General features: G+C 69.7%; 16 protein-coding genes. 15 read left to right on the top strand and 1 reads right to left on the bottom strand.

What is annotated here, in order from left to right; translation table 11 throughout:
• Window positions 1-17: 17 nt before the first annotated feature.
• Window positions 18-1253 carry an acyl-CoA dehydrogenase family protein gene (locus ACZ4WS_RS42020; protein WP_467988588.1) on the bottom strand — a complete coding sequence of 412 codons (1236 nt, stop codon included), beginning with the start codon at window positions 1251-1253 and terminating at the stop codon, window positions 18-20.
• A 110-nt stretch (window positions 1254-1363) separates the two neighbouring features.
• Here ACZ4WS_RS42020 and ACZ4WS_RS42015 point away from each other — a divergent pair, with 110 nt between their 5' ends.
• From ACZ4WS_RS42015 to ACZ4WS_RS41945, 15 genes are all read left to right on the top strand, one after another.
• On the top strand, window positions 1364-2470 hold the full coding sequence (locus ACZ4WS_RS42015; RefSeq protein ID WP_467988586.1) for an acyl-CoA dehydrogenase family protein: 1107 nt from the start codon (window positions 1364-1366) through the stop codon (window positions 2468-2470).
• Window positions 2471-2656: 186 nt separating this feature from the next.
• Window positions 2657-3181 carry an SRPBCC family protein gene (locus tag ACZ4WS_RS42010; RefSeq protein WP_467988584.1) on the top strand — a complete coding sequence of 175 codons (525 nt, stop codon included), beginning with the start codon at window positions 2657-2659 and terminating at the stop codon, window positions 3179-3181.
• Window positions 3181-4242 carry an LLM class flavin-dependent oxidoreductase gene (locus ACZ4WS_RS42005; protein ID WP_467988582.1) on the top strand — a complete coding sequence of 354 codons (1062 nt, stop codon included), beginning with the start codon at window positions 3181-3183 and terminating at the stop codon, window positions 4240-4242. Before ACZ4WS_RS42010 ends, ACZ4WS_RS42005 begins: the two co-directional genes overlap by 1 nt.
• Window positions 4243-4336: 94 nt before the next feature.
• Window positions 4337-4996: an NAD(P)-binding domain-containing protein gene (locus ACZ4WS_RS42000; RefSeq protein ID WP_467988688.1), complete on the top strand. Its 660-nt coding sequence runs from the start codon at window positions 4337-4339 to the stop codon at window positions 4994-4996.
• Window positions 4993-5490 carry a winged helix-turn-helix transcriptional regulator gene (locus tag ACZ4WS_RS41995; RefSeq protein WP_054228522.1) on the top strand — a complete coding sequence of 166 codons (498 nt, stop codon included), beginning with the start codon at window positions 4993-4995 and terminating at the stop codon, window positions 5488-5490. The genes ACZ4WS_RS42000 and ACZ4WS_RS41995 overlap by 4 nt, the downstream gene beginning before the upstream one ends.
• A 1017-nt stretch (window positions 5491-6507) precedes the next feature.
• Complete coding sequence (locus ACZ4WS_RS41990) at window positions 6508-7290, top strand: N-acyl homoserine lactonase family protein (RefSeq protein WP_467988580.1); 783 nt, start codon at window positions 6508-6510, stop codon at window positions 7288-7290.
• Window positions 7291-7860: 570 nt separating this feature from the next.
• Entirely contained in the window at window positions 7861-9516 is a 1656-nt protein-coding gene (locus tag ACZ4WS_RS41985) for an ABC transporter substrate-binding protein (protein ID WP_467988578.1), read from the top strand.
• Window positions 9509-10462, top strand: coding sequence for an ABC transporter permease (locus ACZ4WS_RS41980; protein WP_467988576.1), 954 nt, complete (start codon window positions 9509-9511; stop codon window positions 10460-10462). The genes ACZ4WS_RS41985 and ACZ4WS_RS41980 overlap by 8 nt, the downstream gene beginning before the upstream one ends.
• The gene (locus ACZ4WS_RS41975; RefSeq protein ID WP_467988575.1) at window positions 10459-11553 is read left to right on the top strand and encodes an ABC transporter permease; all 1095 of its coding nucleotides are present in this window, start codon (window positions 10459-10461) and stop codon (window positions 11551-11553) included. Before ACZ4WS_RS41980 ends, ACZ4WS_RS41975 begins: the two co-directional genes overlap by 4 nt.
• A gap of 5 nt (window positions 11554-11558) precedes the next feature.
• Window positions 11559-12248 (top strand): alpha/beta hydrolase, encoded by a 690-nt coding sequence (locus ACZ4WS_RS41970; protein ID WP_467988573.1) that lies wholly within the window; start codon window positions 11559-11561, stop codon window positions 12246-12248.
• Complete coding sequence (locus ACZ4WS_RS41965; protein ID WP_467988571.1) at window positions 12245-13297, top strand: ABC transporter ATP-binding protein; 1053 nt, start codon at window positions 12245-12247, stop codon at window positions 13295-13297. The genes ACZ4WS_RS41970 and ACZ4WS_RS41965 overlap by 4 nt, the downstream gene beginning before the upstream one ends.
• On the top strand, window positions 13294-14298 hold the full coding sequence (locus ACZ4WS_RS41960) for an ABC transporter ATP-binding protein (RefSeq protein WP_467988569.1): 1005 nt from the start codon (window positions 13294-13296) through the stop codon (window positions 14296-14298). Before ACZ4WS_RS41965 ends, ACZ4WS_RS41960 begins: the two co-directional genes overlap by 4 nt.
• Window positions 14295-15059: an amidohydrolase family protein gene (locus tag ACZ4WS_RS41955; protein WP_467988567.1), complete on the top strand. Its 765-nt coding sequence runs from the start codon at window positions 14295-14297 to the stop codon at window positions 15057-15059. The genes ACZ4WS_RS41960 and ACZ4WS_RS41955 overlap by 4 nt, the downstream gene beginning before the upstream one ends.
• Window positions 15056-15514 carry a cytidine/deoxycytidylate deaminase family protein gene (locus ACZ4WS_RS41950; protein ID WP_467988565.1) on the top strand — a complete coding sequence of 153 codons (459 nt, stop codon included), beginning with the start codon at window positions 15056-15058 and terminating at the stop codon, window positions 15512-15514. The genes ACZ4WS_RS41955 and ACZ4WS_RS41950 overlap by 4 nt, the downstream gene beginning before the upstream one ends.
• A 29-nt stretch (window positions 15515-15543) precedes the next feature.
• Window positions 15544-16392 carry a creatininase family protein gene (locus ACZ4WS_RS41945; protein WP_467988563.1) on the top strand — a complete coding sequence of 283 codons (849 nt, stop codon included), beginning with the start codon at window positions 15544-15546 and terminating at the stop codon, window positions 16390-16392.
• Window positions 16393-16434 lie beyond the last annotated feature (42 nt).

Raw genomic sequence — 16434 nt, 5'->3', positions numbered from 1 at the left:
TCCTCGGCTCTCGGCAGTCAGCGTGCGGCAGTGGACGCGGGTCGGGGCTCCTTCGGCAGGCCGAGCACCAGCTCCCCGACGATGCCGCGTTGGATCTGGGAGGAGCCGGCGTAGATCGTGCCGGCGCGGGCGTTGAGGTAGACGCTGGTCCAGGACGCGGACGAGTTCGGCGCGCCGGGGTCGTCGGTGTGGAACCAGTTCGGCGAAGGCCGCCCGGTCGGGGTCAGCGCGTCCAGGCCGAGGACGTCGACGGCCAGCTCGGTGGCCCGCTGGTGGTACTCGCTCCAGAGCAGCTTGAACGCGGCAGCGGCGGGGCCAGGTTCCTCTCCGGCGATCAATGTGGCGGCGGTGCGCAGCCCATGGCAGCGCAGTTGCTCGACCTGGACATGGCACCAGGCGATCCGGCGGCGGATGTCGGGGTCGCGGTGCAGCCCGCGCTCCCGGACCAGCTCGATCAGGCGGTCCAGCTCGTTGCGGAAGCGGATCGGCGCCTTGAGCGCGGTCGCGCCGCGCTCGAAGCCCAGCAGCGTCATCGCAACCGTCCAGCCGCGGTCGACCTCTCCCACGACCAGGCCGAGTTCGGTCGTCGCGTTGTCGAAGAAGATCTCGTTGAAGTCCGCCTCGCCGGTGAGGTTGCGGATCGGGCGGATGTCGATGCCGGGTTGGTCCAAGGGGACCAGGAGCATGCTGATGCCGCGGTGCGCCGGGGCGTCGGGATTGGTCCGGGCCAGGACGAACGTCCAGTTCGCCTTGTGTGCGCCGGAGGACCACAGCTTCTGCCCGTTCAATACCCACTGGTTGCCGTACGGTTCGGCCCGCAGAGAGAGCGAGGCCAGGTCCGAGCCGGCGCCCGGCTCGGAGAAGCCCTGCGCGAAGACATACTCGCCGGAGGCGATCCTCGGCAGAAACCGGCGCAACAGGGTCGGGTCGCTCCAGCGCAGCATGGTGTTGCCCAGCATGGTGATGCCGAACTCGTCGTTGTCCGAGCCGGAAGGAATGCCGGCTGCGGTCAGCTCCTCAATGACGACGACCAGTTCCGCCGGTCCGAGGCCGGCGCCGCCGTACTCCCGCGGCCATGCCGGGGCAACCCAGCCGCGCTCGGCGAGCGCGGCCCGCGTCTTCTCCTGGAACGTCTCGCGCTCGATCGGGTCGAGGGCGCCGATGCCCCGCCAGTCCGGCGGGACCAGGTCCGCCACGAATGCCTGCACCGAAGCGCGGAAGCGCTCGGCCGGCTCGCTGCCCTGCGGTTCCACCACAACCTCCTGGTGTCTTCGGTAAGCGAATGAGCAGAACAGTTGCGTAGATAGACTCACTAGTCAATGCTGGGCGCCGTGGATTTCCCCCCGACGCGAGGAAGACCCCGATGCGCTTCGCGCCAACCGACGAACAGCTCGAACTGGGCCGAACCGCAGAGCGGTTGCTCGCCGCCCACGCCCGCAGGAACACCCTTCCTCCGCCTTGGGACGCCATCCCCCAGACCCTCAACCGTGAGCTTTGGGCCTCGCTCGCCGAACTTGGACTGCTCGGCCTGGGCGTGCCCGAGAGGCTGGGCGGCTCGGGTGGCGGTGTTGCGGACCTGTGTGTCCTGGCGGAGCGGGTGGGGTCGGCCCTGCCGACCCTCCCGTTCGCCGCCACCGCGACCGTCGCCGCAGTGCTGGCCGAGCACGCCGACAGTCCCGGCGCGCGAGCCGCGCTGGCCGGCGTCGTGGGCGGCTCCACCGTCGCCGTACCGGCCTGGGAGACCTTCCCTGCCGACATGGTGCCCGGCCGGCGGGCGGGCTCGCTGACGCTGAACGGCTCGGCGGCGGACGGCATGCTGGCAGCGGTGCCGTTCGGCCTCGACGCCGAACTGCTGCTGGCTTTCGCCGACGAGGGCAGCGCCCCGGCGCGGCCGGTCCTCGTGGAACTCGCCGAGCCGACCACCGCGCGGACCTCCGTGGAGTCGCTGGACGTCACCGAGCCGATGGCGAGCCTGCGGCTGACCGGCGCATCCGCCATACCGCTCGGACCGCTCGGCGCACATACGGCCGCCCGCCTGATCACCGTGCTGGCAGCCGAGCTCATCGGCACCGGGCGACGCGCGCTGGAGGGCGCCGTTGAGTATGCCGGGCAGCGTCGGCAGTTCGGCCGACCGATCGGATCGTTCCAGGCCATCAAGCACGTACTCGCTGACCGGTCCGTCCAGCTCGACGCCGCCTGGATGCTCGTCCGAGGGGCGGCCCACGCCATCGACGGCAAGCGTGCTGACGCCGACGTGGCGGCTCGTACCGCGCTCGCGGCGGCGGCCGACGCGGTCGAGGCAGTGACGGCCGACGCCCTGCAGACCCATGGGGGCATCGGCTTCACCTGGGAGCACCGGTCCCACGTACTGCTCAGGCGCGCCCGTGCGCGGCGCTCACTACTCGGCTCGCCGGCCCACCGGCTCAACGTACTCGCCGACCGCCTCCTCGGATCGGCGCATCTGTCCTGACGTCGGCCTTACGGGCTGCCACATCGCGGCGGGCGGCCTGCGCCTGCGCGGTTCACGAGCTGCGGCAGTTACCCGGTAGCGCCGCAGCAGCCCACGACTTGACACATAAGTCTATCTACACAACTTTACTGTTCAGACCCCAAATTTACGGGGATCGTCACTACCGAATGAGGAGGCCGCCGGGCCATGGAATGGACGGGCACGCGCTACGCAGACAAGCCGACGGTCGAGGTGCCGATCTGGATCGCCGCCCCGCCGGAACGGGTATGGGGGCTGGTGACCGACATCGAGCTGATGCCGAGCCTGAGCGCGGAGTTGCAGTCGGTGGAGTGGCTGGACGGGGCGACACAACCCGCGCCGGGGGTCCGCTTTGTGGGCCGGAGCAGCCACGAGGCGCTGGGTGAGTGGGCCACCACCTCCCACGTTGTGGAGTACGAGCCGCCCAGGGTGTTCGCCTGGGCGGTTGAGGACCCCGAGCAGCCTTCGGCGATCTGGCGATTCTCCCTCGACCCCGAGGACGGCGGGACGCTGCTGCGGCAGTGGATGCAGCTGGGACCGGGCCGCTCCGGTCTTTCGTTTGCCATCGACCGCATGCCGGAGAAGGAACAGAAGATCGTCTTCGTGCGGATGCGGGAGTTCGAGACCAACATCAGCGTCACTCTCACGGCGATCAAAAAGCTTGCGGAGAAGTCCGGAAAGGCGAGTGTGTGATGCGTACGTCGACCACGATCGAGGCATCCGGGGGCAGCTGGCCGGAGACGGTGGACTTCGTCATCGAGGCGGAGAAGCTGGGCCTGAACATCTGCTGGGTGGCGGAGGCGTGGGGATCCGAGGCACCGTCGCCGCTGGGGTATCTCGCCGCCCGGACGGAGCGCATACTGCTCGGCTCCGGGATCATCCAGCTCGCCACCCGCACGCCGATGGCCATCGCCCGAGCGGCGATCACCCTGTCGCAGATCTCCCAGGGGCGCTTCCTGCTGGGACTCGGCCCCTCCGGCCCGCAAGTGATCGAAGGCCTGCACGGCGTACCCTTCGACCGGCCGTTGTCACGGATGCGGGAGACCGTCGAGATCGTGCGGCAGGCCGCCGCGGGCGAGAAGATCTTCTACGCCGGGCGGGAGTTCCAGATCCCGCTGCCCGGTAGGGATGCCAAGCCCATGCGCCTGTCAATGCGCGCCGAGCACGACATCCCGATCTACCTGGCGACCCTCTCACCTAAGATGCTGCAACTGACCGGCGAGATCGCCGACGGCTGGCTCGGCACCAGCTTCGTGCCCGAGGGCGCCAAAGCGGCCTACTTCGACCACCTGGACGCGGGCCTCACCGCCTCCGGCCGCTCACGCGCGGACTTCGACATCTGCCAGGGCGCCGAGGTGGCCTTCGCCAAGGACGAGGACGCACTGCGGGCGATGGTGGCCGGCCGGAAGAAGGAACTGGCCTTCAGCCTGGGTGGCATGGGCTCCGCGAGCACCAACTTCTACAACAACGCATACAGCCGCCAGGGCTGGGCCGACGTCGCCGCCGAGGTCCGGATGCGCTGGCAGGCCGGCGACCGGGACGGCGCGGCCGAACTGGTCACCGACGAGATGGTGCTGGGCACCACGCTCATCGGCACCGAGGACATGGTGCGGGACCGGCTGCGGGTGTGGCGCGACGCCGGCGTCGACACCGTTCGCTTCTACCCCGCCGGCGAGACGCTGGACGCCCGGCTCACCACCCTGGGCCGGGCCCTCGACCTGGTCCGCGCCATGGAGCGCGAGCCGGGCCGGTAACCCGAGCGCTCGATGACGCCGCCCGTCAGGCCGGCGCTCGAGCCGGACCGGGCGCGGCACGGCGGCGGCTGGTGCAGAGCAAACGGCAACCGACATCGCCAGGCGGGTCGGCGACGTTGTCCAGATCAGCGGAGCGGACAACGCCACCGCGGCCGGCTCTGCCGACGCAGTGCTGCTCACAGTGCCGTACGACGGCCATGCGGAGCCGGTCGCGTCGCTGCGCGCCCAACTGGCGGGCAAGGTGGTACTCAGCTGCGTGACCCCGCTCGGCTTCGACAAGCGGGGTCCCTACAGCCTGAACGTGGGCGATGGCAGCGCTGCCGAGAAGACGCAACGGATGGTGCCCGGCGCCCGACCGGTGGGGGCGTTGACCACCTGTCCGCCGTCAGTCTGGACCGAGATGGAGCTGCTCGACCACGAAGACGTCCTGGTCCGCAGCGACGGCGTGCCGGCGAAGACCGTCGCCATCGATCTGGCGCTCGATCACCGGTCGCGATGGCATCGACGCTGGCGCGCTTCGGCCGGCCCGGAAGCTGGAACCACTCACCACCGTGCTGATCAGCATCGACGAGCGGCACAAGGTCCGGTATCCGCATCCCCGGCCTGGGGCACGCTGGATGAACACCGACGCGGGTACCGGAAGCACGACCACCGTTGCGTGTCGCCGCGGTGGCGGCTACCCACCGCTCGGCTTGCGGATCCACCGGTCCGAAATGCTGAGTCCTATGGTGAGACCTATATGCTGAGGCTATGAGGCGGACCTCTTTCGCGAACTGGCCGTGCTCAGTCGCGCGCACCATGGACATGCTCGGGGACTGGTGGACGCCGCTGGTCCTGCGGGAGGCCTTCTACGGGATCAAGCGGTTCGACGCGTTCCAGCAGGAGCTCGGCATCGCTCGCAACACCTTGACCGACCGTCTCCGCCGCCTGGTCGATGAGGGCCTCATGGAGAAGAAGGCCTACCAGCACGAACCGGTGCGCTACGACTACGTGCTCACGGAGAAGGGGCGCGACTTCTTCGGCGTGTTGGCTGCCATGAACACATGGGGCAATCGCTGGCTCAGCGGCGAGCAGGGACCGCCAGTGGTCTTCCACCACGACCGCTGCGGTCACCAGAGCGACGCCGAGGTCGTTTGCGCCTCCTGCAAGGAACCGATGACAGCCGACGACACCCACCCGCGCCTCGGCCCTGGCTATCCCCAGCACCTCGCCGAGCGCCCGGACATCCAGAGCCGCTTCACCGCCTGAGAGGGCCCAGGCCCTCATCGACGCCGAGGCGGCCGCGGCGCGGATGGGGGCGTTCCCTCGCGGACCGCGTCTTTTCACGGCGGAGCGTGTCGTTCAGGGGCGGTCTGGTAGACGACGGTTGTGGTCAGGCAGGCCTCGACGAACTGGGTCAGCACGGCATGCCTGCGAGCAGGACAGCGAAGGGGGACGATCGGAGGTGCGCCCTCCGGACGGTCAGGCCGGCACCCGCAGCCCCGACCAACTCAGCTCGATCATCCGAGCCCGCATCACCGCATCACGCGGCGCCTTCCGCGCCCGAGACAACCGGCGAACGACTGCCCGTTCGTCCTCGTCACACCCCGGCCGTGCCCGTAAAAGTACTTATACCCAGTGAAAGAGGAATCCAGCACTGACAACGCCGACGCACAGCGGCGGACAACCACACACGCTGGCGGACCGTCGCTGGATGCTCCTGCCCCACCGCACCCGCACCCCAGCCTGACATTCCTCCTGTGCGAGAGGGGCGGCGAGCGACGCTGAACCGAGCTGCGTCCGTGGAAAGTTGCCGCGCATGCCAGCCTGCGGACGGTGGTCGGTCCTCAGCTCGAGGCGGTCACCACGACCGGGAGAGAAGTTGTTCACCTCCCTGCAACCCGATTATTGGATCCACATATTTAAAGTATGGATCCCTGCAGCCGATTTCCTGAGCCCGCTCTTCTCTCCCGCCAAGGAGCGCAAGGCTATGCCCGACCGTCTCGTCACATCCGCGTCGCCCCGTGAGTTCTTCCTGGCCGGAGCGCCGGCAGGAGCGGGCATTCTCGCACTCCCCGCCGTCCCGATCGCGTGCGGATCAGGGTCCGAGACGGCCACCGGCAGCAGGGCGACCGGCGACCACGGCACTTGGCGCCGGACTCACCCCCGCCGGAACCGCAGCTACGTCCAGCAAAACCAGGGCTCCCACAGCGCGGAACGGATCATGCCGATGCGCCCGCAACCCCAACCGGACCCCTCGTGACACGGCACGGCGTGCGGAGGGTCGTGCCGCTTCTGCTGGGGTGGGAGGAACTCCCCAAGTCGGTTTCGGTGCACGGTGCCCCGTATGAGGAGCGGCTACGCGAACCGGTACCCGCGGTTCTCCTGGAGTGCGACGGCGGCTGGCTGTTGCTCGACACCGGCTTCAACACGGCGCTGATCCGGGACCCCTCCCTGCGACGTCGCTTCTACGGCTCCCCTGCCTATCGGCCCATCCTGCCGGGGCCCGGCGAGCCGCTGGAGGAAGCCCTTGACTCAGCCGACATCGCGATGGACGCGATCCACGCCGTGGCCGTCAGCCACCTGCACGCCGACCATGCCGGCGGTCTGAAGCACTTCGCGGGCCGTGTGCCGGTCCACGTGCAACGCGAGGAGCTGGCCTACGGTCTCTCCGGGCAGCCGGAGGTGGAGCGCAACGCGATCTTCCGGGTCGACTTCGACGACCCTCGCATCGACTGGCAACAAGCGGACGGCGACGTGGAGATCGCCCCCGGGGTGACAGCCGTACTGACGGCCGGACACACTCCGGGACACCAAAGCTTCGTGGTGGACCTCGCGGACGGCGGCGGCTTCGTGTTCGCCTTCGACGCCGCCGACCTCACCGAGAACATCGAGTACGAGCGCCCCATCGGTGCCTCCATCGGAGTCGATCCGGCGCGGACGGTGGAGCCCATCCGTCGGCTCAAGAGCATCGCCGCCGAACGCGGCTACGAGCTCATTCCCGGCCATGACCCCGTGGCCTGGCCGGAGTTGATGCGCCGCCGGATCATGTCCCAGGACCGGAGCTGAATTCCGCGAGTGAGGTCAGGCAGGAGGCTGCGGGGGGCTTTCGCCGCCTGCGTGGTCCACCAGGGGCGCGCCTGCCTCCGGAGCCGACAGCCGCCATCGAGCGCCGTGTGCGGACACGGCGCGAAGAGCAGACATGACCACCGACTGGCGGCACCCCCCGTAGAAGAGCCGACGATGTCACGGTGATCCCGGTAGTGACCGCACGCGCCACCGGGATGGAACGGTTCTCGGCCTACCGCCCTCGATCTCCGTGTTGACGCGGTTAATGCGTGCGCGCCTGAAGAGTCGGTGACGACTCGACGCATACGTCACCGAGTCGTCGGCAGCCCGGCGCTACCAAGGAAGAAGTCCGGGCCAGATGGGGCCAAGAAGCCAGTGTCCGCATGGCGTCTCGCTGCCCCAACCGCGGGCGCCCGGCGGCACTTGCAGCGAGGCGTCCTCGCAGCCCGGTTCACACGCCTTTAACTCCCGGGACACGTGGGGGACTCCGTGGCCATTGAACATGTTTTTGGATCCAATCTAGAAAGTATTAGATCCATTCTTTGAGGACCTGTGCCCAAGGAGGCCCACATGCCGGACCAGTCACATGGATCGCCCTCGCCCGGCTCCGCCCCGTCGGCGGTGTCGCGCCGCACTATGCTCCGGGGCGCGGGGCTTCTCGGGGTGGGAGTCGGCTTCGGGCTCCCCGCCCTGCTGAGCGCCTGCGGTGCCGCGGCCGACGACGCCAAGGCAAGTGGCAAGGGCGGCACCCTGACCCTCGCCATCGACTCCACCAGCGCCGTCAACGACCCGGCCTTCTACACCTCGCTGGGCGACTGGATGGCCGTCGACTGTGTCTGCCGCGGCCTTACCTTCATCTCCTTCGAGACCAACGAGCCCACCCCCGACCTGGCCAAGAGCTGGAAGATTTCCGACGACCGGCTCACCTACACGTTCACCCTGCGCGACGGCGTCAAGTTCCACGACGGCACCACTCTGACGTCAGCCGACGTCCTGGCCAGCCTGGGCCGGCAGTTCAACGCCGACGACAAGACCCTCCCCAAGGGCGCCACCCGGCCGCTCGCGAGCCTCGGCTCGAACGTCGCCTCGCTGACCGCCGAGGACGACCTCACCGTCAAAATGGTCCTCAAGAAGGCGGACCGGACCGTACTCGGCAAGCTGTCCGACATCGGCGGCCGCATCATCTCCAAGGCCGCCCTCGACAAGTACGGCGCCGACATCGGCAAGCACCTCGTCGGCACCGGCCCCTTCGCCTACTCCGCCGCCACCTCCGGCCAGTCCATCACCCTTGAGGCCTTCGACGGCTTCCGGCTCGGCAGACCCCCCGTCGACCGGCTGGTGCTGCGCCAGGTCCAGGACCCGTCGACCATCGTCAGCTCACTGCTCAGCGGCGACATATCGGCCACCCAGTTCACCCCGTACTCCGCGGCCACCCAGCTGCGCAAGGACGGCTCGGTCACGGTCTACGACACCCCGCACAACGCGGACGCCATCATGATGATCGACGCCCGGCGCATCCCCGAGCTCAAGGTGCGCAAAGCCATCAACCTCGCCATCGACCGCAAGGCCATCCTCAACCAGGCGTTCTTCGGTATCGGTGCCATACCCGAGGGATACGCCATCCCACCCGCCCAGAGCGCCTACAGCACCAGCCTCGCCGACCTGAGCACCCAGAACACCGCCCAGGCGAAGAGGCTCATCGCCGAGGCCGGCGCCGAGGGCCGCCACATCCGCCTGATGGCAGCCAGCGACTCCTGGCACCCTAAGGCCGCACAGATCGTCGCCCAGAACCTCACGGACGTCGGGTTCAAGGTGTCCACCACCTCCGTCGACCCGGCCACGTACTTCAGCCGGCTCCTCAACGGGGACGACGAGTACCACGACCTGATGATCTGGGAGCGCAACACCTACGTCCCCGACCCCGACGACATGGTCGGCGCCATGGCCAGCCCCACCAGCATCTACGGCGCCAAGCTCTCCGGCATGGACACCCTCGACGGCGTCGACTCGCTCGCGGCCGACCTGTTCGCGGCGAAGAACCTCCCCGACGGCAAGCAGCGCACCGCCGCCTACACCAAGATCCAGCGGCGCTGGGCGGAGGAGTACATGGTGCTGTCGATGCTGGCCTGCTTCAGCAACCTCGTCGTCAGCGGGTCGAACGTGAAGAACATGAACACCAGCGCGCTGGCCAACCACCGCTGTTACATGGAGAAGGCCAGTGTCTGACACGACGGCCGCGGCGGTCCCCAGGGCCACCGGCAGCCCGCCGGTCGCAGCCGCCCAGCCTCCCACGCCCCCGTCTCCCACTCCCCCGTCCCTCTCGGCCGGGCGGACCGTCCTCGCCGTACTGCGCCGTCGCCGGGTGGCGCGGTCCTGGCCGGCCCTGCTCTCCTGGCTCGTCCTGATCGCCCTGATCCTCGTGGCGGCCGTCGGCCCGCTCCTGGTGCAGGCCGACCCGCTGCGTCAGACCCCGTCGGCGCTGCTGCCCCTGGGCTCGGCGGGCCATCCGCTCGGCACGGACGACCTGGGCCGCGACGAGCTGGCCCGGCTCGTGCACGGCGCCCGTCCGCTGTTGATCGTGGCGTTCGCGGCGACCGCGCTGGCCGCCGTCGTCGGCACCGGGATCGGGCTCGTCGCCGGGTACGTCGGCGGTGTCGTCGAACAGATCCTGATGCGCCTCGTGGATCTCGCCCTCGCCTTCCCCTCCATCCTGCTCGTCATCCTGCTGGTGGCGATGGCCGGGCCGGGCACGGTCAGTCTGGTCTTCGGTATCGGCGTCTCCCTCGCGCCCGGCCTGGCCCGACTGGCCCGCGCGCTGACGGCGCGCGAGGCGGCCCGCGACTACGTCGTCGCCTGTCGGCTGGGGGGCACCCGCACCCCGCGCATCCTCGCCCGGGAGCTGCTGCCGAACGTCGCCGGGCCGATGCTCGCCCAGGTCGTCATGACGCTCTCGATCGCGGCCGGCTTCGCCGCCGGTCTGTCCTACATCGGCCTGGGGATCCAGCCACCGCAGCCCGACTGGGGATACATGGTCCAGGCGGGACAGGAGTTCCTCTACTCGGCGCCCCGGCTGGTCGTCCTGCCCGCGACGTTCACGCTGCTGTTCGTCGTCGCCTGCAACTTCGTGGGCGACGACCTGCGCGACGCACTCGACCTCCGGGGGCCGGCATGAGTGCCTCCACCGACGTCGCGCCCTCCCTCCGCCTGCGTCGCCCGCACCGGCCGAAGTGGGTCACGGCCGGCGTCCTGCTGGTCGTACGGCGGCTGGCGGCCATCCCCGTCGTGCTGTTCGCACTGGCCAGCCTGGTGTTCCTCGCGATGCGCCTGCTGCCGGGCTCACCGGCGACCTCGCTCGCGGCGGGCGGCAACAACCTGTCCGCGGCCGAGGTGTCCGCAAACGAGGAGCGCGTCAGCAAGGCACTCGGGCTGGACCAGCCGCTGCTCACCCAGTACGGCACCTTCCTCAACGATCTGGTGCATCTGCGCCTTGGCACCTCGTTCTACGGGTCCAACAACGTCCTGGGGCTGCTCGGGGACGCCCTCCCGGCCACGATCGAGCTGACGCTCGCGGCGATGACCGTCGCGATCCTGCTCGGTGTCGTCAGCGGCATCGTCGCCGCGCTGCGCAAGGGCAGCTGGATCGACACCACGACCCGGGCCGTGGCCACGGTGAGCTTCTCACTGCCCTGGTTCGCGCTCGGTGTCCTCGGCATCGTCGTGTTCGGCGTGTGGCTGCGCTGGCTGCCGGTCCTGGGCCGGTTGCCCAGCTCGCTCGACTACCACCCGACAACCAACTTCGTCCTGCTCGACGCGATCCTGCAGAACCGCCCCGAGCTGGTCTGGCCCTGGATCGAGCACCTGATCCTTCCTGCCGTCACGTTGGCGCTGTCGATGGCCGGGTTCATTACGCGGATTGTGCGCGCCTCGGTCCTTGAGGTCCTCGACGACGACTTCGTCAGGACCGCCCGTATGAAGGGCCTGAGTGAGAGCGCGGTGATCCGTCACCACGTGCTGCGCAACTCCTGGCTGCCCATCGTGACCGTCCTCGGGCTGCAGTTCGGGTCCCTGCTGGGCGGCTCGGTGATCACCGAGACGGTCTTCTCGTACGCCGGAGTCGGCCGCCTGCTGGTGCAGGGCGTCCTGCAGCGCGACTACCCCGTCGTCCAGGGCGCCGCCCTCGCCATCGCCCTGCTCTTCACCCTGGTCAACCACGCGGTGGACCTGCTCTACACGGTCCTCGATCCGCGGATACGGAAAGGATGACCCACATGGACATCGTCCTGGTCCACGGTGCCGGTGGACGGCCGACGACCTGGTCGGCGGTGGCGCCCCTGCTAACCGCCCTCGGCCACCGGCTGTTCACCGTCACCAACCCGATGACCTCGCTGGAGGCCGATGTCGCCAACACCGCGGCCGCCCTGGAGGCGACGACGGGCCCCGTACTGCTGGCCGGGCACTCCTACGGCGGCGCGGTCATCAGCAACGTCGGCCGCGATCCGCGGGTCAAGGGGCTCGTGTACATCGCCGCGTTCGGCCCCGCCGAGGGCGAGACCGTCAACAAGATCGTCGAGCGGTACGAACCGGCCGAGATCTCCAAATACATGCGGCGCGGTCCGGACGGTGAGTGGAAGTCGGAGCCGAGCCCGGAGTTCTGGGCCGAGATCGGACCCGATCTCTCCGCCGACCAGCGGGCCGTTGTCGAGGCGGAGGGTCGCAAGGCGGAGGACCTCATCTTCCGCCAGGCGACCGGTACGCCCGCCTGGCGCACCCTGCCCAGCTGGTACATGGTCGCCGACGACGACCGCACGCTGCGCCCAGAGGCCCAGAACGACATGGCGACGCGGATGAAGGCGACCGTCGAACACGTGCCGGGCAGCCACTACACGACACTGGTGTGGCCGCAGCGCGTCGCCGACATGATCCACACCGCCGCGGTGGCCGTGGGCACCGCCTCATGACGTCCACGCTCGAACACACTCCGGACGCGGACACTCCCGAGCCCGCTCCCGTGCTGGAGATCCGGGATCTGCGCGTGCAGTTCGACGTTCCGGGCGGCCGACTGCCGGCCGTGGACGGTGTGGATCTGACCCTGCGACAGGGCGAAGTCCTGGCGCTGGTGGGCGAGTCGGGATCCGGCAAGTCCGCTCTGTCGATGAGCCTGGTCGGTCTGAACCGTGGCCCGCGCACCCACATCAGCGGCCAGGTGGCCGTCGACGGCCGTGACCTCGTCGCCGCGTCGGAGCGAGAACTGCGCGCCGTCCGCGGCAAGGACATCGCGGTCGTCTTCCAGGACGCGCTGGCCGCGCTCAACCCGCTGCACCGGGCGGGCGCCCAGGTCTCCGAGATGATCCGCGCGCACCGCACCGTGCCGCGCGAGCAGGCGAGGAGCCGTGCCGTGGAACTGCTAGGCGAGGTCGGCATCGCCGGCCCGGACCGGGCGGCGCGCGCCTACCCGCACCAGTTGTCCGGCGGCATGCGCCAGCGCGTGGTGATCGCCATGGGCCTGGCCAACGACCCGGCCGTGCTGATCGCGGACGAGCCCACCACCGCGCTGGACGTCACGATCCAGGCCCAGGTCCTCGCCGTCCTCAAGCGGGTCCAGCGCGACCACGGCACCTCCGTGCTACTGATCACCCATGACCTGGGCGTCGTGGCCGAGGTCGCCGACCGGGTGGCCGTCATGTACGCGGGGCGGATCGTGGAGCAGGGGCTGCGCGAGGAAGTGCTGTTCCACCCCCAACACCCGTACACGATGGGGCTGCTCGGGTCGGTACCGCCGATCGACGGTCCGGTCGTACGACGCCTGCCCACCATCGCAGGCAGCCCGCTGACCGGGGTGGACCGACCGCTCGGCTGCGCGTTCGCGCCCCGGTGTCCGTTCGTCCACGACGCGTGCGCCAAACGTCCCGAGCTGCGCCGGCGGTTCGGCGGCGATGGGCACCTCGACGCCTGCGTACTTCCGGACCCCGCCCGTGCCGCGGCCCGCTCCCAGGGAGGCAACGCATGACCGCCGCACTCATCCAGGCCCGCGAACTGCGGGTCGAGTACCGGGGACGGGCCGGAGGCCGGGTCAGGGCGCTGCGGGACATCGACCTCGACATCCTCCAGGGCGAGACCCTCGGTCTGGTCGGCGAGTCGGGGTGCGGCAAGTCCACGCTCGGCCGGGCTCTGCTGCGAGTCATCGAACCCACCTCGGGCCGGATCGAGTTCGGCGGCTTGGACCTCACCCGGATGCGCGGACAGCGGCTGCGCCGTACGCGGGCCGAGCTGCAGATGGTCTTCCAGGACCCGTTCGGTTCGCTCAATCCGCGGCGCAGGATCGCCGACATCGTCGCCGAACCGCTGCTGCGGGCGCGCGGCGCCTCCCGCGGCGAGGCCGCGAAGGCGGTGGCCGAGCTGCTCGACCTGGTCGGGCTGGGCGCGGAGGCCGGCGGGCGCAGGCCGCACGAGTTCTCCGGCGGTCAGCGCCAGCGCATCGGCATCGCGCGGGCGCTCGCCTCGTCGCCGCAGTTCGTGGTGGCCGACGAGGCCGTGTCGGCACTGGACGTGTCGATCCAGGCCCAGGTGCTGAACCTGCTGTCGGACCTGGTTCGCGACCGGGGTCTGACGATGCTGTTCATCTCGCACGACCTGGGTGTCGTACGGCACATCGCCGACCGGATCGCCGTCATGTACCTCGGCCAGATCATCGAGATCGCCTCCCGGGACAACTTCTTCTCCGGGCCCGCCCACCCCTACAGCCGCGCGCTGCTGTCCTCCGTTCCCGCGCTGCGGCCTGACAAGCCGCGTGAACAGCAGGTCCTGGAAGGCGAGTTGCCCGATCCGGCGAATCCACCCGAGGGCTGTCTGTTCCGCACCCGGTGCCCCATCGCCACGGAGCAGTGCCGTACCAGCAGGCCCGAGCTGCGCGAGATCGCGCCCGGCCGCAGCGTGCGCTGCCATCTGCCCCTGGTGACCGGCAAGTCCAGCGAGTCTCTGAGTCCAGTGAGTGAGGACAAAACACTTTGATCATCGACGCGTACAACACCACGCAGGACGTCCGCGGCCGGTCGGACTACCTGACCGGAGCGCGCAAGGGCCAGGCCCCGCCGCCGTACACGCCCTTCGAGCCCAGGCGCATCCTCGACCGGATGGACGCCGCCGGGGTGGACATGGCGATGGTGTGCTCGCTCGCCCAGCGCATCGAGAACGACTTCATCAGCTCGCTGGTGGCCGCGTATCCGGACCGTTTCTTCGGTTTCGGGCAGGTGCTCCCGCAGGCCGACGACGCGATCGACGAGATCGACCGGATGGCCGACGCGGGGCTGGTGGGGCTGAAGCTGCACCCGAGCCTGCACGGCTACCACGTCGCCGACCACGGTCTGTTGGACCCGGTGTTCGAGGCGTGCGCCCGGCGCGGCCTGCTGGTCCTGATCAACGCCCTCGACGACGCGTTCTGCGCGCCGCTGGCCATCGAGGAGATCGCGCGTGACCATCCGCGGGTGCCGACGATCATCGCGCACATGGGGGCGGTGTGGAACGTGCCGGAGGCGATCATCGTGGCCGAACGACAGCCGCACGTCTACCTGGAGACGTCGGCGACGCTGATGAGCGATGTGAAGCGTGCCTACGCGCGGTTGGGGCCCGAGAAGATCCTGATGGGCAGTGAGTGGCCCGGCTCGGACTTCGACCTGGAACGCATGAAGATCACGAAGGCGGTCGAGGACGAGAAGGACAAGGCACTGATCGAGGGCGGCAACATGGCCCGGCTGCTGGGCCTGACGGCATGAGCGCGACTGATGTCCGGCCCGTGCCCGCCCCGCTGTCGATGAGCGCGGCCGACGTCGAACTCCTCGCCACAGCACAGAACCTGCTGGCCCGCGTCTGGCAGTCGGGACGTCACGAGGTGGCGACCGCGCTGCGTACGGCGGACGGCCGCGTCCACACCGGCGTCCACGTGGAGGGGTCCTGCCGGCGCAGTTCGATCTGCGCCGAGGGAGTGGCCATGGGCACCGCCCGGGGCGCCCTGCCCGCCGGGGCGCCGCTGAGCATCGCGTCGGTGGTCTCGGTGCAGATCAAGCCGGCGGGCCGGTTCCGGATCATCGCCCCGTGCGGGGTGTGCCGTGAACTGATCAGCGACTACTGCCCGGACGCCACGGTGTGGGTCACCACGGTCGACGGGGACAAGCCCGTCCCGCTGCGTGCCCTGGACCTGCTGCCCGAGAAGAGCCGGCGCCAGTGGTGAACGCCACCGGCCCCGAGGAAAGGAGAGGCATGTCCGCCTTCGTCACCGGGTCGTCCGGACGCAACGTACCCACAGGGCTCGATGTCCCGGAACTCGCCGAGCAGTTGGGCGGCACCGGCTCGCCGGTGCTGTGGGGGGAGCTGACCTGGCCGGAGGCGGAGTCCACCGCCGCGGGCCAGGACGCCGTCATCATCCCCGTCGGCGCCACCGAGCAGCACGGCCCCCATCTCCCGCTCGCAGTGGACACCCGCATTTGCGAGGCTGTCGCCCTGGGAGTCTCCGCCCTGACGGGCGTGCCCGTCCTTCCGCCCCTCAGCTTCGGGGTGTCGGCTTCCCACGGCGACTTCGCCGGGACGGTGGCGCTGCGGCCGGAGACCATGATCGCCGTCGTCGAGGATGTCATCGACTCGTTGTACGGCTCTGGGGTACGGCAGTTCATCCTGCTCAACGGGCACATCTGGAACAACGGCGCGCTCGACGTGTCGGCCGAGAAGCTGAGGGTCCGTCATCGTGATGCCCGGGTAAGGGCGTTGGGGTACGTGACGATGTACCCGGGACCCGAGGTCGACGGGCACGTCACCTACGGGCGGGCGCTGATGCACGCCAACTTCTTCGAGACGTCCGTGATGCTGCATCTGGCGCCGGAGCTGGTCCGGATGGAGCGGGCCACCTCCCATGTCGACGTCGACTCGTTCTGGGACTACCGCATGGACCAGGTCAGCGAGACCGGGGTCTGGGGCCGGGACGTGACCGACGCCGACCCGAAGCACGGCGCGGCGGAGTTCGACCGCTGTGTCCTCACCACAGCCCGGGCGGTCTCCGCGGCGATCCGCGAGCCGTGGCCCGATCCCACCCACCGTCCCGGACCACACGCGTGAGGCCGGGATCGGAAACGAGGGCCGAGTCATAGCACAGCACCC

It is taken from the genome of Streptomyces sp. NPDC029292 (genome assembly GCF_055569295.1).
Note: the sequence above shows the minus strand (reverse complement) of the source record. Positions and strands in the feature narration are given on the sequence as shown.